Annotated in this window: 8 protein-coding genes and 1 pseudogene; all 9 read right to left on the bottom strand. The window is 66.3% G+C overall.

Going from position 1 to position 21,313, the window contains the following annotated elements:
* Nucleotides 1–99: 99 nt before the first annotated feature.
* Nucleotides 100–2,235, bottom strand: a complete 2,136-nt coding sequence (locus tag ACH4K4_RS36370) for a UvrD-helicase domain-containing protein (RefSeq protein WP_398173806.1) — start codon at nucleotides 2,233–2,235, stop codon at nucleotides 100–102.
* A complete protein-coding gene (locus ACH4K4_RS36365; protein ID WP_398173803.1) occupies nucleotides 2,235–8,840 on the bottom strand; it encodes a DEAD/DEAH box helicase in 6,606 nt (2,201 codons plus the stop codon). The genes ACH4K4_RS36370 and ACH4K4_RS36365 overlap by 1 nt, the downstream gene beginning before the upstream one ends.
* A gap of 9 nt (nucleotides 8,841–8,849) precedes the next feature.
* Nucleotides 8,850–13,754: an Eco57I restriction-modification methylase domain-containing protein gene (locus tag ACH4K4_RS36360; RefSeq protein ID WP_398173800.1), complete on the bottom strand. Its 4,905-nt coding sequence runs from the start codon at nucleotides 13,752–13,754 to the stop codon at nucleotides 8,850–8,852.
* A complete protein-coding gene (locus tag ACH4K4_RS36355) occupies nucleotides 13,751–16,687 on the bottom strand; it encodes a helicase-related protein (protein ID WP_398173797.1) in 2,937 nt (978 codons plus the stop codon). Before ACH4K4_RS36355 ends, ACH4K4_RS36360 begins: the two co-directional genes overlap by 4 nt.
* 74 nt (nucleotides 16,688–16,761) lie before the next feature.
* Nucleotides 16,762–17,832 carry a serine/threonine-protein kinase gene (locus ACH4K4_RS36350; RefSeq protein WP_398173794.1) on the bottom strand — a complete coding sequence of 357 codons (1,071 nt, stop codon included), beginning with the start codon at nucleotides 17,830–17,832 and terminating at the stop codon, nucleotides 16,762–16,764.
* A gap of 92 nt (nucleotides 17,833–17,924) precedes the next feature.
* A pseudogene (locus ACH4K4_RS36345) lies at nucleotides 17,925–18,961 on the bottom strand (TIGR02679 family protein).
* Nucleotides 18,962–19,202: 241 nt separating this feature from the next.
* Nucleotides 19,203–19,478 (bottom strand): hypothetical protein, encoded by a 276-nt coding sequence (locus ACH4K4_RS36340; protein ID WP_398173791.1) that lies wholly within the window; start codon nucleotides 19,476–19,478, stop codon nucleotides 19,203–19,205.
* A 99-nt stretch (nucleotides 19,479–19,577) separates the two neighbouring features.
* Complete coding sequence (locus ACH4K4_RS36335; protein ID WP_398173788.1) at nucleotides 19,578–20,021, bottom strand: SbcC/MukB-like Walker B domain-containing protein; 444 nt, start codon at nucleotides 20,019–20,021, stop codon at nucleotides 19,578–19,580.
* Nucleotides 19,987–21,303: an McrC family protein gene (locus tag ACH4K4_RS36330; protein WP_398173785.1), complete on the bottom strand. Its 1,317-nt coding sequence runs from the start codon at nucleotides 21,301–21,303 to the stop codon at nucleotides 19,987–19,989. The genes ACH4K4_RS36335 and ACH4K4_RS36330 overlap by 35 nt, the downstream gene beginning before the upstream one ends.
* Nucleotides 21,304–21,313 lie beyond the last annotated feature (10 nt).

The raw sequence follows: 21,313 nt of genomic DNA, 5'->3' as shown, positions 1-21,313 counted from the left end.
CGGCTCGATCCACTTCGGATCATCTGCCGAGATCACCCCACCCATGCCCAACCAACGCGCCAACCGCACCACTGGTTACGGGACAACCTTTAGCGTTGGCTACGCGGGCCCCAAAAACTGGCTGGGTCGGCCTGACCAGGTGATCGACAGTTGTTCGCGGGCGCGTGTGGCGGAGACGAAGAGCAGCGACTGTTCACGGCGGAGGTCGGCGGCGTGCTGGAGGCGGTCCTCGGTCTCCGGGGTGAGGACGCTAGGCAGCGGCATGTGCTGGGCGCCGCCCCCGACGATGGCGACAGCCCGGTACTCGAGCCCCTTGATGCGGTGCATCGTCATGACGTGGACGCCTTCGTCGGGGCCGGGGACGCGATAGTCCTCGACCTTTACCGCGGCTAGCTCGGCGTCACGCAATGCCCGAACAGCGCTGTCGGCGATCGCGTGGGTTCGGGCCACGACCGCGATCTCGTGCGGCTTGATTCCTTCCTGCTGCCAGCCGTCGACGCGCTTGGCCAGCGCTGTCATCTCTTCGGACGGGGTGCGATAGCCGATGGTCTCAGGCCTGGCTCCCGCCAGGACGGAGCGGTATCCGCGCAGCTGCTCCGGGTTCCCGTCGAGGTCGTCGAACTTGGAGTCACCGAGCAGGTTCAGGGAGGCGGCGAGGATTTGCCGGGTGGTGCGGTAGTTGAGGGTCAGCCGCTTGGAGCGGCCACGGATCTTGATGCCGTGGGCACTCAGGGACGTCCGGTTGTCGTAGATCCGCTGGTGAGCGTCACCGACGATGAACAGGTCATCATCGCCGTCGGGGACCAGCGCGCGCAGCAGTTTCCAGTGGGCAGCGTGCAGGTCCTGGGCCTCGTCCACGACGATGTGCCGGTACGGCCGCTCTTCGTCGGACCAGCCGGAGGCGATCCGGGCTGCCTGAACGGCGAGCTGGGTGACGCCGGCGGCCTTTTCACGGTCGAGTCTGCGCTCGAATTCCTCGACGAGGGACCAGACCTGGGCGCGTTCGGGGCGGTTGAGGCGTCGTCCGCGCCCGGCGCGGCTGGCGGCGAAGTACTCGTCTCGGCTGCGGATGTCCTGGGCCAGCACCACCTGCTTCCACTCGGCATCGAGGAAGCGGCCGTCAAAGCGGGGCGTCTGCTGCTCCTGGGAGAGTTCGATCCAGCGGTTGAGGATCTCGCCGTCCTTGAGCCTGCTGGGCGCTTCCGCGCCGAAGGTCTCTTTCACGGTGCCGTAGGCGACCTTGTCGATGTTCCGTACATCGACCTTGGCCAGCAGTTGGGCGCCGCCGAGGTCCTTGAGCATGGACTTGAGCAGGTTGGCGAGGTTGGTGGTGAAGGTGGTGAGCAAGATGGCCTGGCCGGCGGGCAGGCGTTCGGCTAGGGCCTTGACGCGGTGCAGGGCCACGACTGTTTTGCCTGTTCCAGGCCCTCCGGTAACGCGGACGGAGCCCTTGTAGGGGGCCTTGCGCTCGGCCAGCGCGCGCTGTGCCGGGTGCAGGAAGATCCGCCAGGCGGACAGGGGCTCGGTGAGGATCCGCCCGAATTCGGCGAAGTCGCCGGTGACCACGAAGGCTTCCTTGGTGGCGGGGCGTTCGATCGCGGCCTCGTAGTCCTGGGTGTCGACTTCGTCGGCGGTGGCCGCGAGCGAACTGACCTGCTCCCAGACCTCTTCGACGGACATGCCGTCGGCGAGGCACAGGATCACGTCGCGAGCCAGCTTGGGCAGAGTCTCGACGATGCCGAGGACCGCGTCCTCGCTGCGGATCTCGCGGAGCGCCGGAACGATAGAGGTGTGGACGCCCAGTCGTTCGAAGTCAGCGTCGGACACGCTGGCGAACAGCGACGGGGTGCCGGGCGCGGTGTCGGCCTTCGGCTGTCCGCTGAGCGTGCCGTAGAGACTGCCGAGATTGATCAGTTCGATGCCGCCGGTGACCTTGTTGATGTCGAAGAGGATGTTCGCGGCGAAGTCGTAGGCGTCGTCGTGAGGCAGCACTGCGACCAGGTAGTAGATGCGGTCGGCATAGTGCATGAGCACGGCCCGGTAATTGTCGGTGACGCGTGCGGTGCGGACCCTCTTGTCCTTGGCGCCTTTCGGCGGCTTCAGGTTGAGGCCGTTGGAGTCCGGGTCGCGCTGCATCTTCATGATGAACTGCAGCACCTGCGGCTGGACGGAGCCGTCCAGCGCGTCATAGGACTTCCCGAAGACGTCCGCCATGATCACCTTGGCGCCGGACATCAGTTCCCCTCCAACTTCTTGATGAGCTCAGTTACATCCACGGCGCCAGCTTGGGCGACATACCATCCGTCGCGCGCGAAGAGGGCGTCTCGCCGCTCGTCCAGGTCGATGAAGACGGCGATCTTCTCGTCAGGCCAAGCGAGTTCGGCCTGCATCGCCTGGTCTCCGTACTCGAAACCGACTTCCGGCACGTCGATGCGTCCGTGGCGGGCTTCCTTGACGAGAGCGAGAAGGATGTCCTCGACCTGGGATGAGGCCCACTCGATCGCTTCGGTCCATGCCTGGGGCAGTGGCTGCGGCGCCCCTGCCTCTGTAGGCAACGCACTGGTCAGCAGAGCCACGGTATGCGGATCGATCTGGTCGCTGGTAGACACTGCGACCTGGTGGAAGGAGCGGGGGAGCTCGTCGCCAGCGGCGGGCTGCAGGAATTGGAGCAGGTTCGACCAGCGAAGCCAGTCCGTCCAGCGGCCCTTGTGCTCGCTGCTTGTGATGGCTTCGGCCCGGTCGTCGAGCACGGCCAGTGCGGACCACGCCCGCATGTCCGGTTGCTTGCTGCGCGGCTCAGGCCGACGGTCCAGCAGGCCGATGATCCGGGTCTGCCCTGTGGTGCGGGCGTCGAACGCGACGGCCTCTGCGGCCGAGGCCGAGGCTGACAGGCTCGCGCCGCGCAGTACGTCGGGAAGCACTCGTCCGGTCTCTTCGCGGTCCACCGGCTGGGGGCGCGCCGCTGCTCCGAAGCCGCTCAGCAGGCCGGCTGCCCGTCGAGCCCACTTGGCCCGATCGGGGTCGGCGAGGAACTCCAGCAGGGTCTCGACCGGGTTGCGCAGCACCGGGTCGAGGGTGTCGTCGGGGCGGGCCTGGCCGACCAGGCTTTGGTGGATCTGGCGGGCGAGCTGGAGTGCGTCATCTGTGTGAAGTGGCCTGGCATGGGCACGAACCTGCTGCCCTTCCGCCGCGCTGCCGACACCTGCTGCCCACGTCATGACGTCGTCCCAGGTCAGCTGCCACACCAACACGCCGTCCGCCCGGAGGGCCGCTCGCTTGGCAGCGTCGTCGGCGATGCGGTTGACCTTTTCACTCGCGTGGAAGCCGAAGCCGTCGAGAAAGACCGCCACCCGTTCAGCTGGGCCGTCGGTCCGCTCCAGGAGGAAGTCGGGTTCGCTGGGCACGGAGGTGTTCAACCGTACGTGGTCCCGCATGCGCCAGCGCGTGGCCGCATCACCGCGGGTGAAACGGAGTTCGTGCTCCACTCCGCCCTGGCCGGCCTTGGCGGCGACCGACCCGTCCTCCTCGTCTCTGCGGCCCCAGGTGATGAGGGTACGGACGAACCGGTCCTCCAGCTCGCTGTCGACCAGCTGGTCGATGCGTACGCCAGAGAGAGTGTCGACCGCTTCGACCGCCCAGTCCTTGAGAATCTCGTCCAGGAGTTCCTTCGCGATGCGCAGCGAGACGTGCGGATGTTCGCTGCTGGATACGAAGGGGAGAAGACAGCGGTGGCAGGGCGTGCGCTGCTCCTCCTTCTGGCAGGGGCAGTCCCGTAGCGCTGTCTGCGCGAGGGTCAGGACGCGGTGCAGCACCGCGGCGTCCGCCAGGTGCTCCAGGTAGCCGGTGCCGCCGGGCATCGAGTCGTGCAGGACGAGGAACCGTCGTCGCAGTTCCTGACTGTCGCCGGGCATGCTGTCGGTGACCACACGGATGTGGTCGGGAGCGCCGCCGAAGTGCTTGGTGATGCCGAGGAGCAGGGCCGCCTTAAAGGAGATGAGGCGGTCGGCGAGGTCCATCGTGGAGACGGGCAGCAGGATGCGCAGCGCCTGAGTGGTGAGCTCGTGGGCGAGCAGCAGCTTCTCCGTCGGCTCGTGCGCGACGCCGTCGTCGCGGTGTGAGCACCAGTACGCGTGCCGGGTGCCGATCCGCTGGGCCGAGGGGTCCCATGCCTGCGGGTGGGTGCCGCGCACCCCTCCGCATTCCAGGCACGTCTCGAAGCCGGAGACCTGGACGTCTTCTCCGCGGATCGCGTGGGTCGACCCGGGCGCGGCGGAGGGGCCGAGGTTGATCGTGCGGATCGTCGCCACGCGGGCGAACTCGACGCCGAAGGGAAGGCCGCTGCCAGAGCGGCGCCACGCCCTCAGCCCTTGCGGCTGATCCTTGTCGATGTCGACGAGCGTGACCACGTCGAACTGTTTCCGCTCGCGTTCGTCGCGCTCGTCGGTCAGCCGGGCGTCTTCGCGTCGCTCGCGGGCGAGGACCCGCTCGGGCACCAGCACCTTGTGTACGGCCCCTGGGTCGGCGATCTGCGGTGCCTTGCAGCGCGGGCAGGCGGTGATGTCGAGCCCGGTTTCCTCGGTGGCCACGAATCCGCATTCTGGGCAGAACCGCCACAGGGCGTACGCGTTCTCGCCGCCGCCGACACCGGTGCCGAGGTCCACGGTGCTGACGATGAACTTGTAGCCGTCGCTGTGGAAGATGTTGCCGGGGGCAAGTTCGGTCAGCGCGAGCCGGGAGCCGCGGCCGTAGTCGGTCGAGCTCTCGTCGAACTCCCCGTCGCTGTCCTTCCACCACAAGGTGGCGTCTAGGACGGTCGAGTCGTCGTGGAGGGTGTAGTTGGGCAGCAGGCCCAGCCGCACCAGGGCGTTGATCGAGTTCTCCGAGACGAGGGCGTCCCGGCGCTTGCGTACCGTCCGCTGCTCGGCGAAGAGCTGGCGCCGCTGCTTGTCGCGTTCGGGATCACCGGAAGCGGTCGACAGCGCGTCGAAGGCCCGGCCGATCTGCCGCATCCTCGAGCGCAGGGCAGCCACTCGCTTGTTCCACGCGCTGGCCGCGGCTCCGACGGCTTCCTCCAGGCCCTGGGCGGCGAAGTGCTGGACACCCTGGGCCGCGGCCGGGGTCATCGCGGGGAACAGAGCGATGAATGCGGCGGACAGCTGGGCATGGCGGATGCCCGCGACGTCGAGGAAGCGCCTGAACCACCCGTCCTCGGCCAGGCCATGTCCGAAGAGCTCGCCAATGCGCGGCGGCATGGGGCGTTCAGGGATCGCCGTGCCTTCCCACAGGCTGCGGTCCGCGGCGCGGTCGAAGAGGAAGGCCAGGTACTGGCGGCGCAGGATCTCCGAGGCGTCCAAGTAACAGTCCGGCGGGATGATCCGGCCCGCCAGCATCTGCTCCGGAACGTGCAGGTAGTAGTGGCTTCGGGCGCCTCGCGGTACGAAGGTGACGGTGAGCGAGTTGCCGGTGCTGCGGCCCGCCCGGCCGATCCGCTGCGCGTAGTTGGCAGGTGCGGGCGGCATGGAGGCAAGAAGTACGGCAGACAAGTCGCCGATGTCGATGCCGAGTTCAAGGGTGGGCGTGCAGGTGAGAACGTTCGGGTCGAAAGCCGAGGCCCGGTTCTTGAAGGCAGCTTCGACATGCTCACGCCGCTCACGGCTGAGAGCGCCGGTGTGTTCAGCGGTCAGTACGTCGCCTGGACGGTCGATGGTGTACAGGTGCCGGTAGTAGTCGGCGGTGTAGTCGCGGTCGTCCTCCACGAAGTGGCCCGAGCAGTGGAATCGCAGGCACGCGGTGCCCAGCCAGTCCGAGCGGCGGCTCGGTGGCACGGTCTGCCGCCAGGTGCAGGTGTCGCAGCGCACTCCGCACGCGTTCACGCCGTCTTCCCCGCTCGGTGCGGCAGTGTCGTCGATGCGGTGTATGAGGACGTTGCGGGGCTTGAGCGCGTAGACGAGCGCGCCGCCCTCGGCGTGGTAGGTGGCCAGGATGTCGCGCTGGGCGAGCAGCTTCATGGCGAGCTCGGCGACCGCGCGTGCCTCGCGCCGGTCGCAGCCCAGCGAACGGTGACCCCAGTCCGCGAACCAGGTGTTGTCGCGGGTCAGGGAGTCGAAGCCGGTGGTGCGGGTGCCGCCCGACACGGGGAAAGCGGGGGCGGCGAGGCCCCTGGGGAAGGCAGGCATGCCGGTGGGACGGCCGCCCCAGACCGGCCAGCGCCTTGCGCCGGCCTGCCGGATGTACTCCTGCAGCCAGGGGTGATACAGCGCCCCGCGGAGGCGGAGTCGCTCGGCCAGGCCGCGCAGGAATACCGCGTACGCCCCGTCGTCTGGCAGCAGTGAAATCTGCCCGGGCAGGCGTTGGTGCCGCTCCCGCAGTTCGGCGCAGAGCGCGGGCAGATCCTTGAGGTCGACCTCCGCGGCAGCGGTTCGGGTCAGCTCCAGGGTGCGGCCCAGGCGGGAGCGCAGACCGAACTCCATGAGGGTCTGGAAGACCATACGGCTCTGTAGCATGTCCGCGCCGGCATCGCTGAAGTCCTCTGTTTCGTCGAGGAGGGTGAGGATGTCCGGGTTCTCTCGTAGATCGGGCGGGACGATGGAGGCGAGTTCGCTGCGCTTGCCCGCGCCTGCGGCCGTCACGACAGCCTCGGCGGCGTCAGCAGCGAGATCATGTACAGCGACAGGCCGGCCCGCGGCGAGGTGCTTGGTCAGCAGCCCGCGGAAGGTGAAGCCGAAACTGCGGTTGGCGATGAACGCGGCGCGGTGGGTGGCGTCCTGCACCGAGTCGGTGAACACGAGCAGCTTCCGCTCGTCGCCGGCGAGTCCCCGGTCGGAGAAGAGCTGCGTGGTGGTGACCGAGGCGAGAGTGGCGGTGCCGGCACCGAGGAAGCGCATGCCGTCGTCGAGACCACACGAAGGGCACTCCTCGTCAGGGGCCGCGGGCAACGGCCCATGGGGCGTGATGACCGCGACGGTGTCCTCGGTCGGGTTGGTCGTCAGCCGCTCATTCTCGGCGTGCAGGTGCAGTACGGGGTACTCGTCCGGGCGAGCCCGCAGCATCCAGCGCACGGCCCGCTTCTTCTGCGCCGAAGCCTTGTAGATTTCCAGAGTGTTCGTCTTGAGCTGCTGCCACTCCAGTTCCGTAGACAACGCAGCCCAGCCGGACCGCCCGCAATGACGGCAGTACACGGCAGGAAGATGCCGCCGGTAGGGCGGCCCCACAGGGCGACGCGACGCATCGGTCCGCTCTCCGCCTTCCCCGGCGCTGTCGACCTCCGCCGGCTGATAGATCGCGAGGTTGGCGGGGTTCGGCCGGGAGTCTCCGGTCGGCCCGTCATCGTCGTACCAGCGGAAGTGGGGCTCGGCGGTCGCCGCGCGGATGACGCGGCGGACCTCACGCACCCAAAGCTGGGCCTCAACCCGCAGGAAAGGACCGGGCTTTCCCGTCACGGGGTGCGGTGTGCGGGCATGGGAGATCAGTGCGAGGATCCGGGCGAAGGCGAGCTCAACAAGCCGAGGGTCGCTGCGCGCTGCCTCATCCCAGGCCGGTCCGCCACCGCGTTGGGCGAACTCGCGGGCGATGTCGGGGATGGTGACGGGGTTGCTCCCGGCGACGTCGAGGATCGCCTTGACCAGGATGTGCTGCTTGAGCTTGGCGCCGATCTGAACCGGATCGCTGAGGGGCTGGCCGAGCATGAGCCGGGCCAGGTCTGCGAGCGCCGACTCGTCGTCCAAGGGGTCGGGCAGCGCCGCCAGAGCCGCAGGGGCCGGCGAGGGGAGCAGGAAGTCGGGGTCGGTGACGACCTCTCCGGGCAGCAGACGGTTCTCGCCGACGAGCGCGGCGTCGGGAAACGGTGTCCCGAAGACCTTCTCCGCGAACTCCCGAAGCAGCTCACGATCGGATCTCTCAGGCCCATCCAGGGCCAGGGACGAGGAGTCGCTGGGCATTCCCCCGCCGAGCGTCGCCGACGTCGCCACGGGCGTGATGTCGCCGAGGAGACGTCCCTCACGGGCTGCCCCCGTGGCTGCGCCGAGGCGGCGCAACAGCATCGCCACGTCGGTGCCCTGGGCGCCGTCATAGGTGTGGAACTCGTCGAGGACGACGAAGGAGAGGGAGTCCGATTTCCAGAGCGGGGCATCCGGAATCCGCTGGAGCAGCAGGTCCAGCATCTTGTAGTTGGTGAGCAGGATGTCCGGCGGGTCGGCACGGATCGCCTCCCGATCGGTGATCAGGTGCTTGATGGTGGGATCGCCTGCGAGGGACGTCGCACCGGTGTCGCGGCCGTACGAGCCCGGCTCGTTCTCGTCCTCGTTCGACGCTGAACGCGGGCCGGAGGCACCGCCGATGTAGATGCCGGCCGTGACGTCCTTCAGCGCCGCTTCGGTACCGAGGAAGTCATCGATGCGGCGGGCCTGGTCATCGGCCAGGGCGTTCATCGGGTACAGCAGCAGGGCCTTGACACCCCGCTGTCCTGCGGCGCGGGCACGAGCGCAGTGGTCCAGGATCGGTACGAGGAACGACTCGGTCTTACCGGATCCGGTGCCGGTGGTGACGATGGTTGGTTCCGGCTGACGCCCACCCTTCGAGGACAGCCGCTGCCAGGCCGCGGCCTGGTGTGTGTATGGCGTGAAGTCCTTCGGGCTCCAGTCGAGCGTGGCCTCCCAGCCGGAGGGAGCCTCCCGGAAGGGAGTGCGCACCCGCAGATACGGCCCGCGGAAGAGCCGGCTCTCCGGCCGCTCGAGGAACGCGTCGAGTTCGTCGCGCACGTCGTCATCGGCGAGTGCAAAGCTCGTCGTCAGGTAGGTGGCGAGGGCACGGCGAAGGTCTTCGGCGACCAGAGAGGGCAGCATGACGGCGTCTTACCTGCTTTCTGCCGGAACGTCGGCAAGGACCTGCGCGGCTTCGGCGGCGCCGAGGAGGTTGCCGTGATCCCCATGCTCGGCCGCGTACGCGGCATAATCTCCGTACTCGCCAGCAAGCAGCCGCGCGGTGAAGACCGCGTGAGCCCGGGTCATCTCGGCTTCACGGTCAGGCTTCACCCAGCCTGCGGGAATTTCTGGCGTTGGGTCGCCTGACAGCGCTGCCTTGCGCCACGCGCGCGCAAAGGTAATCTCCTCATCGCTTTGGCGCGCGCCTAGATTGTCCTTAGAGGCCCCAATCTTGTGTCCATCAGGTCCGAAGAACATCTCCCACTCGTACTTCCGCAGGGTGCCGAACTGTGATTCATAGAGAGCGCAGAGTTGCTGGGCGCTTAGTCCGAGCATCACGGCAACGAGAGCATCAATCTCTACCATCGCCATTCGGCGCTCGTAATCGGACCTAAGCGGAACATTCGTTGTCCAGGTGCGGGCGACGTTCTGGATTGATTGCCCCTCGACTGCGGCATTGGTCCATCGGTCATCTGCCCATTCTGGACAGAATACATTGGTCCACAAGTCAGAGTATTCTCGCGTTAGGCAGTTCAAGCGCAGCGTTCGCAACAGCAGTGGTGTGATGAGCGGGTGATCCAGTGGGGCAGGGAGCTGATTCACCAGGTCGGTTTGAAGGTCATCCTTACCCATGAGCTTGACTTGATAGTCGAGAGGAATGCTGGCCCAGAGGCCGGCAATAGCGGCAGTCTCTCTATTCCCTTGCATTGCAAGGGAATAGACGCCATGTACGTGACTGGTGCCGGGTGGAATCAGGATCGCCTGCAATGTGCGCTCAGTTACGGAATCGACTCGGCGGCGCCATGCTACCCGAAAATAATCGACAGGGCGCCCTTCTGCCCAATCCTCATGTGCGGCGGAAAACTCCTCCTCGGAAACCCCTGGGATGAAGTTTGTGCGAGGAGCTGCCACCTCAGGAAGGCTCTCCAGGTCTACTGAGGAGTAATCCTTGTATGACTTGCAGCCGAAATTAGCCTGCTTGAAAAATGGGTTGGCAGGGCCGAGGTGCGGCCCCTGCAGGATTGCTTTGCCCAGGGAGTCGGGGACCTGGGTAACACTCCTAATTACATGATTATCCTTGGCCTTCTTTTCGTAAAGCCCAAACGTCCACTCGAAGGGATGGTTGTCCAGCCGCTCTGAAAAGGAAGCAAGGAGTTCAATGGCTCCGTTATCCGGAACTGTCAATGGGCGAAGCATTCTGGATTGGCGGGGCGGCGTGGCCGTTCCATCGGCAAGCTTGACCCAGGCAGATAGGACAGACTCATTCACCAATACCACGCGCTGCTTGTGGGGGCGAATGTCCCAGTCCCCCGATTCGAATCGGCGCCCGGGAATATCGCCAGAGCCGTCATGTGTGATTGAGTTGTCAGCTGTTGACGGATGAAGAAGTCCGGCAATGTTGATGAACGAGACATCGCGCTTGGCGCCGTAGATATTGACGCCGTACTCTCGCGTGTTAAGAATCTCGAATAGCTTCAGTTCATTCCGGAACTGAAAATGCCGCCTCAAGCGGGAGTATGTAAGCTCCCGTACTCGACCGCCCCGAACCGCCCCGAAGTGCGATTCTAGGTGAATCAGGCCGGAAATTCCTGCGGGTGCACTGTTGTGCCAAACCCTATCCATGAAATTGACGTAAAGGTTTGTCTTGAGCGCGGAGACGTCAGCGTATTCAATGGGGGATCCGAGGAATTCAGACATGCCTGACCATGCGCTCACCTCTGCCATGTAAGAACGAAGGGAATTCTCGCTGGAGAGCAGGTTCTTTCGACGAGCAAGCTTTACCTCATTGGTTGTCTTCTCGTTTAGTCCGAACCATGCGTCTTGCTCGGCAAGCGCTACGTGATCTTTCCACTCAAGGACAACCCAAGGAGGATTCCCCACCTGCAGATCGAATCCTCCTCGCTCGAAGACATGCGCAAACTCGAGTTCCCAGTGGAAAAAACCCTCCCGTTGGGCAATTGCATCTACCTCGCTGAGCCAAGGGAAACGCACTGCCACGGTAGGCATGTCGATACACTGACTCAGTGTGCGGTCAAGCTCGTCGTCCAATGCAAGCTGCTCAAAGTCGCCTGTGTCCGCGAACAATCCAAGCTCATCGTCCAGCCCCGCCCCAGCGCCGCGCTTTGTCGACTTGGCCTTGGCCTTGGCCGGAGGAACGCCCAGCACCGACTCGCAGAAGTTCAGCCACTCATCGAGTGCGGGCGGTTTCGGAGTGTGCGGCTGGCTTACCGGCCAATACCACAGCGCACACCATGCGTCCATGACGAGCTTCAGTCGTCCGCGCGGAGACCCCGGCTGCAGAAGTGCCCTTTCTACTTGCTCGCGCGACACGGCCCCCGACGATCTGGGGAGAGGTCTGTTCTCGTCGACTTCCCACACAGCGATATCGCGACGGATTTCCCGTTCTGACACCACGAGTCGGCGCCTCGCCAGTTCCCACAACCGTTCGGCGCGAGTCGCCAAGGCCAGTAGGCGCTTCGTCTGAGAAATAGACGGAGTTCCCGTGACCTTCTTGCGCCAGTCTGTGAGGCGATCGCGTTCCTCCCTGGCCAATTCCTTGGCCTGCTCGGCGTCTGCAACCGACCCCCACCCGCGAGTTGGAAGCAGGAAATGGTGAATCTCCTCACCTGCCTGGTGGGTGGTGCCATCGATGCTCTCTCGCAGGGGCCGATGTGTCGGCGCCGTGGTCAGCCATGCCTTTCGCTTCAGAGTCGAGGCGTCGTATACCGCATGTCGTGCGCCAATGAGTGAGTTGCCTCGCCGCAGGTGCAGGCCGAACCAGGGGGCCTTGAGACCTTCGTGCATCGCGTTAAGCCACAGAGATACCTCGGCCAGCTCCACCGCCGTGTGGTTGAGGTCCACGCCGTAGCAATTGTGGAGGGCCAGGTACGCCTTGACCTTTTGCAGCTCTGCCTCGTACTGGTCCGGCGGCAGCTGCATGTCCTGGCCGCGCTCCACCGAGAGCTCATTCATGCGGCGGCGCAGGTACTCGGCAGCGAGCTGATTGATGGCCTCGTTGAGGAACGCTCCCGAACCGAGGGCCGGCTCGCACACCACCAGGTCCAGGATGTCGCGAGCCTGCGTGATCTCGCCATCCTGGTCGAGCAGCTCGGCCAGTGCGTGTTTGACCGTGCTACGGGTGAGCACCTCGGGGGTGTAGTACGAGGCGGAGCGCTGTCGCTCGCGGCCGGAGAGGCGGTAGACGAAGGAGCCTTTCTTGTGCTCGACCCGCCTGGGTACGCCTGTGATCTCGTCGGGGCGCTTGACGAAGACCTCGTCGTCGTAGTTGTCGGCTTCGCGCTGGGGGACGACCCATGTGCCGGCCAGCCCGTCCGAGTCCGGCTTGGCTACCTCGTACAGGTCCTCGGAAGCGAAGAAGCCGGTGTACGACATCAGGCCCTCGTACACCGCGCCGAGTTGGTTGATGCCGAGCTGGGCGTAGGAGATGAAGCCTTTGCCGGTGCCGTGGCTGAGCATTAGGCGGTTCAGCACTCGCCACAGCACCTTGTTGCGCAGCCGGGTGTCGACGCGCTGGCCGTCGATGCGTACCGATCCGATCAGCGGCGTGGCATCGGCGTGGAACAGGTCACTGCGCAGGGACTCGAAGCGGATGCCGTCCGCGTCCGATCCGGTGTCGCTCGGCTTCTGCTCTTCCAGGGTGCGGTGCCCCTGGTCGACGAGACGGAACAGCAGATCCAGCGACTCGTGGAAGTGGAAGCCGTCTTGAGCCTCGTACGGAAGGTCGTACGAGACGAGTTCACCAAGTCGGCCGAGCCCGTAGCCGTCCTGGTAGGCGTCGTCCTTGCTGGGCAGGATGCCCAGTTCTGGTCGGGCTTCCGCGTACAACAGGAACAGAATGCGATATAGGTAGCGCAGTGATTCGCGGGTGAGCCGGTTGGCGAGTTCGGTGCTGTCGCCGAGCTCGGAGGGGTCGCCATCCTGATCGTGGATGCGGTCCAGGATCTCCTGGGCGATCAGTTCGACGGACTGTCGCAGGCCCTCCCGCAGCTCTTTGGAGACGCCGACGGCGTGTTTGCGACCCTTGTCGACGAGGCTGTCCAGAAATCCAGCGGCTCCGCCTTCTGTCAGCAGGGACTCCGCGCCGAACAGGGCCGAGACGGCTTCAAGTTCGCCGCCGTCGGCGGCCAGGTTGCGATCAAGCGCGGCGTCGATGCTGACGCCCAGGAATCGGCCCTCGTGCCATGCGGTGCGGTCGGCGAGCAGCACGGCACCGCCGGCGAGCAGGAGTACGAACCTGGGCGCGTAGGCGTCCTCACTACCGAAGAGGAAGGTGACGGCGTCCGCCGCGCTGGTGATCTCGTTTCGGCCGTCGAGGGCGATGGGCGCGAGCAGCTGCGCGCCGCCGTCTTCGACGTCGGAGGCGACGAGTTCGGCATCTGTGCTCCAGGTGACGTCCAGCGCGATCAGCTCGACACCCCCAGGCCCCTTCACAGCGAAAGCGACGGGGACTTCTCTGGGCTTGTCGCTGTGCATGACCTCGAAGACACCCCGCTGGACCCTGGTGTGGGTGTCGTCCTCGCGCTTTGGAGGCTCATCTCCACGGGGAATGTATGCGAGCGCGGCGAGCAGAGCATCGTTGAGCTTGCGCAGCTCGGATCCGCCAAAGTCGTCCTTCTCGGTGATGCGGACCTTGGCCTTGAAGTAGTCGCGGCCCAGGTTCCTCACGCCTGAGCGGGAGGTGGGCGCTCCGGCCCGGTCCGCTGCCGTCCAGCGCTTGCGCAGGTCAGCGAGGTCCTTGGCGAAGAGCTCGGCGAGGTAGTGGGTGGAGATGTACTCACCGCGGTTGATGATCGCTTCGAATGCCACGGTGGTCACGCATCCTTCTGGGCATTGGCTGCGGCGGCGGGGACGAGGACCCCGATCACGCGGATCATGGAATCGCCCTGGGTGGCGAGCTGCTCGATCAGTTGCTCGACCTCTATTGCGGTGGTCTCGACCCGCTGTTCCTCATGCTCGCGTCGGATGCCGAGGGTGAGCTGCTCGAACGTCGACTGGCTCGCCTTGCGCCAGGCTGCCAAGCGCTTCTCATACTCAGCCAGTTGCTCGATCAGCGGTTCTTCCTGGCTGCTACGTAGTGTGAGCAAGTGCTGCCGTGTGGCCTCGACCGCCCGTGGCACCAGGGCACGCAGGGCATCGATGTCTCCTGCGAAGGGCCGGTTCAGCATCTTCGGCTTCACGCCGGCGCGCTCCAGGACACCGACCAGATCGTCATCGAACACGGGGCTGCCGTGCTCCAGTCCGGTCACGCAGGACCAGGCGAGGACTGTCGGGTGGCCCTTGGCGTTGGAGTACATGCCCTGCATCAGGAACACCGGCCCAGGGACCTCGGCCGTGATGACGGGCGCGGCGTTGCGGGTGAGCCGGACCAGGACCTTGTCGGTGAGCCACTCCACCACCGGATGCTGGTCGGTGAGGTAACTGACGTCGGGCCAGCCCGAAGTCTCGCGCCGCTCCTGCTTCGTGATCGCGCCCTTGGTCCTCTCTCCGCTGCGCTCGCGGGCGCGGTCCAGGCGCTGCTGAGCGAACCCGGGATCGAAGGTGACTCTGAGCTTGTCGAGCACTCCGCGCTCGTCCAGGTAAGTCTGCGGGAGGACGAGGAGGCGCCGCTGCAGTTCGCGGTCCGGGGCGAAGGAGAGCATCTCGGGATAGTCCTTGTCCCACGCCTTCCCGATCTTCTCCTCGGGGTTGCCGTAGACCTCGTCGAGTGCCTCCTCGACGAAGGCCCGTGTCGAGGCGAACAACTGCGGTACGCGGTAGTGGGCCCCCGATCCGTCGACGGTGTGGTGGGCCATGAAGAGGTTGAAGGGGTCGATCGGCTCTGCGGGGACGATCTCGTCGAACATCCTCCCGTCCGCGAGTCCCGACTTAATCGCGGTCTCCTCCGCCTCCTCGTCACGCAGCCCAAGGATGGAGGCGGCCTCACCGAGCGTGCGGTGGACCTCGTCCTCGCGCTCCAGCAGCCGCCGGGAGACCAGCCGGTCCGCGGAGGGCACCTCTGGGTCCTCGTCCTGGCGGACCAGGAGCAACGCGCGGACCTCTGGGGACGTCTGCTGGCCGTATCGGTCGATACGGCCGTTGCGCTGCTCGATGGTGATCAGAGACCAGGGCAAGTCGTAGTGGATCATCTGGTGGCACTGGCGGTGCAGGTTGACGCCCTCAGAGGCGATGTCACCTGTGAGCAGGACGCGCAGCTCGCTGTCCGCCAGGCCGAAGTCCTTCACGGTCCGCTGCTGCTCGTCGTCGGGTCGGCCGCCGTGCAGCTGGCGGATCGCCCCGCGCCCGTTCTCCTCGCTCGCCTCGAAGCCCAGCTGACCGGGCAGGGCCTCATGGAGCATCTGCAAGGTGGCCCGGCGCTCGGAGAAGACGACGACGCGAGTGTCGGACCCCGGCCCGATCCCCATGTCCTTCAGCTCGTCGACCAGGCGGCGGAACTTGGCCGCATCCTCCACCCTGGCCTCGCCGACGAGCTGGCTCAACCGTGCCAGCGCCGAGCGCTCTGCGGCCCGCTGCGCTCTCTTCTCCGGGTGTTTCCGTACGTCCTCGTCGATGCGCTCGATCCGGTTCTCGACCGTCTCGGCCAACGCTTTGTGCGAGGAGAGGAACGCTTTCAGGAGCGTGTACGGGAACAGCCGGGCGCCCTTGCCGCTCACCGGGGCCGACTGGCCTGCTTCCGGCCTGATCCAGACGTCGTACAGCTCCTCGAAGATCTTCTGTTCCGTAGGGCTCGCGACACAGTCGAAGGCCACGGGCGGCTTGCGGGTGGCCCACTTGTGGCCGATCTCCGACGAGACGTCGGGGGACATCTTGTGCCGACGGACGTACAGGTGGTCGAGCTGTGTCTCGTCGTAGTCGCTGGTGTCAGGGATGGCGGTCGGGTCGAGCAGGCTCAGCAGTTCACCGAACGACTCACGCTGACCGTTATGTGGTGTGGCGCTGGCCAGGATCAGTGCGTCGGTCCTCGGGGCGAGCAGCCCTGCGAGCCGGTTGTTCTTGGTCCCGGTGTTGATCAGCTTGTGTGACTCGTCGATGACGACGGCGTCCCAGGTGACCTGCATGAGGTGGCTGCGCCAGCGGTCAGAGCGCAAGGTGTCGATGGAGATGATCGCGCGCTTGTAGTACGAGAAGGGGTTGCGGCCGGCCGGGATGTTCTGGCGGATGCGCTCGATGCCGGTCGAGTCCAGGCGTACGAGGGGGATCGCGAAACGCGTCCACAGCTCGTGCTGGAACTGCTCCAGGATGTGCTTGGGCGTGACGACGAGGATGCGCTCGCCCCTGCCCCGGCGGATGAGCTCCGAAAGCAGTAGCCCGATCTCCAGGGTCTTGCCCAGTCCGACTGCGTCGGCGATGAGCAGTCGGGGGCGCAGGCCGCGCAGGGCCGCCCTGGCGGGCTCGCGCTGGTAGGCGAGGTTGTCGAGGAGGTGTGTGCCGACGGTGGCGAGTCGTTGTTCGGACAGGGGGAGCGGGGTCTTGCGGATCAGTGCGTCGATGAAGAGCCGGGAGCGGCGGCACTCCGGGGAATCGTCGACGACGAGATCGGTGTCCTCGGGTCGCAGAGGGGTGACCTGGTCCAGGGATTCGTGGGCGAAGAACACAGCTCGCTGGTCGCGTACGAGCGGGGAGATACCGCGGACATCCAGGCGTGTACCGTCGTGCGAGGTCTCGGACACTTCGATGACCAGCCAGTCCTCGTCCCGTGCGCGGACCTGCATGCCCGCGGCGAACTTGGCTGTGCCTGCGGAGCTGGTCACCGGTTTCTCTCCTTCGATCACTGTCTACTGCCTTGTCGTGCTCTACTGCCTATCCCGCTGCGCGCCCGGCGGAATCAGCCGCCGAAGTCAGACCGCCCGTCGCGGATCTTTCCGCGCCAACGGTCAGCCCATGACACCCCCCCTCCACTGGACGCGCCGGCGACGGCAGGTTCCGCGGGCGAGACCTCGTCCCCGAGCTCCGGACCCGCAAGACCCTCCTGAGCCGACACTGGCTCAGGAGGATCCGGCGGCACCGGAGGCGCACCTTCCACCTGCAGGACGTCCGTGAGGAACGCGCCAGGCAGCGGCGGGTAATGCGGACTACTGACCGGCACGGCGTGCTCGAGCAACCGGTCCATGGCTGCCTCCAGCACACTGTGGGCGGTCGGCCGGTCCTCCGGAGAGTAGGACAAGGCACTGACAATCAGTCTTCGCAGGCTCTCGGGCAGGCCCGAGAGATCGGGAGGAACGTCCAGTATCCGCTGTACCGGAATATCGGCGTAAAACGGGGGGTGCCCAGTCGCCGCATGCACGAGCGTCGCGCCCAGGCTGTACACGTCCGCGGCTTCGCTCGCCTTGCGGGAGTCCATGGCCTGCTCCGGCGCCATGTACACCAGGGTGCCGACCGGCGTGTCGCCGGATGTCAGGCCGGTCGCACCTCCGACATGGCAGACGCCGAAGTCGATCACACGAGTGCCCTGTGTGGTGACCAGCACGTTGCTGGGCTTCAGGTCGCGGTGGAGAAGCCGGACAGAGTGGATGTGAATCAGAGCATCGGACAGACTCGCGGCCAGCCACCATGCCCCGAGCTCACTCACGGCGCCATGCTGGTTCAGCAATACATCGAGCGAGGGCGCGTGGACGTACTCGGTGGCGATCCAGGGCTGCTCAGCGTCCGGGGCGGCGTCCACGAGCGCCGCGGTGTGGAATCCGCCGACACGCCGGATCGCCTCCAGCTCCTGGGCGAACCGCTGACGGAAGTACGGCTGGTCTGCCAGCGCCGGCTTGATTACCTTGATCGCCACGGGGCGGGGGCTGCGGTATCCGAGGTAAACGACGCCCATGGCGCCCTGGCCGAGACGCTGGGTCAACCGGAAGCCCGCGATTTCTCGGGGGTCGTTCTCCCGCAGCGGCTCGAACACCATCGTCCCCCGTTCCGCGACCGGGCAGATGAAGGTGAATGCGCCGGACGCGATGCGTCACACGTCAACAACGCTGAGGTTATCAGCGTCACGGGCTACCTCTTGTGCCTCGCTGGATCTTCTCCGTGACTCATATGACCAAAATCGGCCAAGAGTGTGTCGGCGACCGCCTCCTCGTAGACAGCACGGTTCTCCCTTTCCATTACCTCGGCGAGCTCTGACTCCCAGCAGGTGTGCTGCCGCCTTCCGCTCAGCCGGACATGCTCGCTGTCGGCGCGAACGCCGCTGAGGTAGTCCGCAGCACTCATTCGCCAGGGTTTGGCGTGATAGCGGACACGGAGCTGATTCGTCATGTCGATGCCAGTTGAAGTCCCCGTGGTAAAGCAAAGTGCCACCGGCTCCAACGACCAACCGCGCGAGTCGGTGAAAGGCGGTCGAGGGGCGTCCCTCGGTGCAGATCAGCGGCGGGTCGCTGGCGCCGAGCTCACCAGCGGCGCGACGGAGCACGGCCGGATTCTCGCAGACGTACACCGTTGGCAGGTTCACGGTGATCGGAAGGGTCATGAGCTGGTGGAGGGTGATGTGGAATGGAGTGCCGTAGTGGGCGGCGTCGGTGAGCCACTGGCCCAGCCCCTGGCCGGTCGCGGGAAGGTTCAGGACGAGGACACGGCTGGCCAGGTCGTCGACGATGACGTCGAAGGCGTCCCACAACTCGCGCCGAGTCTCGGCCCCTGATCCGAGTGGGACTCGGCGAGCCGTGGCCAGGGCGCGCAGGACCAGTGTCGGCAGAGAGCCGCGGTCGGGGTTGAGGGCCTTGGCGTCCCCTGTGGTGGCGTCGGTCAAGACGGGCAGCATGATCGGTGGAGTGTCGCTTGGCCGGTTGTGTAGGTGCATCCAGGATGCGGACGGCCTGGCTGAAGAGGTGGGTGTCCTTCTTGTTGATCAGTGCGGTGATCGTGCCGTCGGATGCGAGGCCGGCCAGCCACTGCCGGTACCAGGCATGCTCGGCATGCAATGGGCTGGCCTCGCCCTCAGCAACGATCCTCTGCCGGGCCCGATCGAGTACGGTCCGCTCATCGGCCCGAAAGCGCAGCTCGGGGCCGATACGTTCCAGGACGTCGCGGAGCGACATGCCCGTGACGTACGGACGCTCTCCTCCAACGCTTCGAGGGGGAGGCTGATGCGGCGGACATCAGCCGACTGGTGCGTACCGGTGATGCCGATGACAGCAGTGCGTTCGGCCGAGGTCGGGTTGGCCAGGCCGATGGAGCCCTTGGCCTCGCCGCCGTTGCGCTCGAGCGAGCGCCGGGCAGCAGCCAGGGGCCAGCGGAACTCGGGGGCCCGGTAGCGCTCGTATGCCTTTGTCGACCTGGTCATTCTGTCTCCTCGACTTTGTCGTTCATCGGCTCGTCCTCGGAGACGTCCGCGAGCAGTCCTGCCCCCGCGGGAACGTGTCGGCGGGGCGTGAGGCCAAGGAGTTCGGCGGCAAGATCGTCGGATCCGGGGTACTCGAGGTCATCGAGGATCGGTTCGCCGTCCCAGACCAGCAGCATGGTGGAGACGGTGTGGGCCGCCTCGTCGTGCTTCATGTCGTAGTGGGAGATCTGCGGCACGTCAGGGTAGGTGATCCACAGGTCGTAGCCCGTCATGAAGAGGTCGAGGTCGAACTTGGCCGCGAGGGCGAGCAGGTCGGGGCGGTACTTCTCGTCGATGCCGGCGAAAGCCTCGTCGAGGGCGATCAGCCGCGGTCAGGTGGGGTATGCGGAGCTGTACTGCGCGTGGGCGGCTGCGAAGAGCGGCAAATGGATGGGGGCCGATTTCTTGCCGCCGGACATCACGCTGTTGGTCTTGGTGAGTAGTTCTCCCTTCTTCTGCTCCTCCTCGCTCATGCCGGGTCGGAACAGCCGGAGTTCGAACTTGCGCCAGGCGCGATAGTCCAGGACCCCCGCGATCACCTGTTGGTAGCTCCCCTTCTTGTCCGCAGCTGCCCTCGCGCGGATCTGGCTGCGCAGGTGGGAGCGGAGCTCGGCCAGGCCGGCCTGGCCGAGGCCGGAGGTGTCCTTGTCGAGCAGTTTGTTGACGACCTGCTGGGAGTCGGTGAGCGCGTCGGAGGTGATCGGCAGCGGCCCACCACGCTTACCGGGGATCCTGGTCGAGCTACTCCGTGCCGAACAACAGCGTCTGAATGGCACCCGGAACCTCGTCGGGCTCCGGGCGCGAGCCTCCCAACCACACGGACGCAGGCGCGGCAAGGCGCCCCGCCAACGCCCGGACTTCAGTGAGCAGGCCCGAGGGCGGCTGGTCGAGTTCGAGGGCGTGCTGATGGATCGTCGTGCCGGCTCGCTGGACGCGGTGCGTGGCGTGCGGGGCGTTGCCTTTGGCGTACACGAGATGACCTTCGGGCAGGCCGAGGGCCGTGCAGTAGGCGAGCATCTGGTACAGGTCGGCGTCCGGGAAGCCGCCGCGCTTCTCGACCTTGTACTTGGCGTCGGCGACCGCGGTCGGTGTGCCGTCGTCGGTGTAGTGGACGAAGTCGGGCACCATGCGGATCTTGGCTCGCTCGTCCAGGTGATGGCTCGCTTGCAGACGGCAGTAGCCGTCCGCGTCGACCAGGGCCTCCCGGAGGGCGACGGTGACGAAGTCCTCGAAGACTTTGGGCATGTCGAAGAGGAAGCCGCTGACCGTGACCCCACCCGGCCGGTGTTCCACCGAGGCACCCTGAAGCACGAGTTCGGCAAGGCGCAGCGCGGGCCGGTAACGGACATTGAGACGGCTGGGCCGCCACTCGGGCAGGGGATGCCCGCGCCCGACGACCGTCACGTCGGCCAGCCGGACCCGCAGGCGCAGCAGCCTGCCGCGGACATCCGACGGAAGACCACCACTCGGCAGGCGCAGCAGCCGCTCGCAGGCGGTACGCAGAAGCTGGTTCTCGGGGATGTCCGCGGTGTACTCGTCGTGGACGATCTCCACCGGCAGCTGCCGCCCATAGTGCCGACGGATCTGGTCGCCCTGCCGAATGCGGCCTCGTACGACCACAGAGGTCTCTTCGACGGTCCGATAGCCCTGGAGCAGCCCTTGACGGAGCGCCTTCTCGGCTTGCCGCTCGAACAGCCGGGCAACGGCGGGAAGCAGCTCCTCGGCGCCCGACACCTGCACGTCCTCGTCGCGCCAGCCTTTCGCGTCGAGGCTGTACCCGAGGAGGAAGAGGAGCCGGGCGACGGGCACCTTGGGCAGAATCCGCACCATCACAGCGCCCTCGCCCCTGACAGCCACGGTCGCCGCGCCGACCTTGCGTCCGGCCGTCACTTGCCAGAGTCCGGGAACGTCGGGATCGGGCACGGCCTCGACGGCGTCCGAAGCGGCCAGGGCACGCCCGGTGGCGCCATCGAGCCGGAGCGGGATGGAGCCACCGTGTTCGACGAGCTCGATCAGGGGAAGCCCTGCGTCCGGGAGGCCGTCGCCCTCGACGGGCACTGCGGCGGCG

The organism is Streptomyces sp. NPDC017529 (genome assembly GCF_044329785.1).
Classification (GTDB): domain Bacteria; phylum Actinomycetota; class Actinomycetes; order Streptomycetales; family Streptomycetaceae; genus Streptomyces.
The sequence above is the reverse complement of the archived record's forward strand: the minus strand, read 5'-3'. Positions and strand labels throughout refer to the sequence as shown.

What these genes read in the sequence shown, in the direction of transcription:
- ACH4K4_RS36350 (WP_398173794.1), bottom strand. Translation starts at nt 17,832, where the DNA reads ATGGTGTTCGAGCCGCTGCGGGAGAACGACCCCCGAGAAATCGCGGGC.
- ACH4K4_RS36340 (WP_398173791.1), bottom strand. Translation starts at nt 19,478, where the DNA reads ATGACGGGCTACGACCTGTGGATCACCTACCCTGACGTGCCGCAGATC.
- ACH4K4_RS36370 (WP_398173806.1), bottom strand. Translation starts at nt 2,235, where the DNA reads ATGTCCGGCGCCAAGGTGATCATGGCGGACGTCTTCGGGAAGTCCTAT.
- ACH4K4_RS36365 (WP_398173803.1), bottom strand. Translation starts at nt 8,840, where the DNA reads ATGCTGCCCTCTCTGGTCGCCGAAGACCTTCGCCGTGCCCTCGCCACC.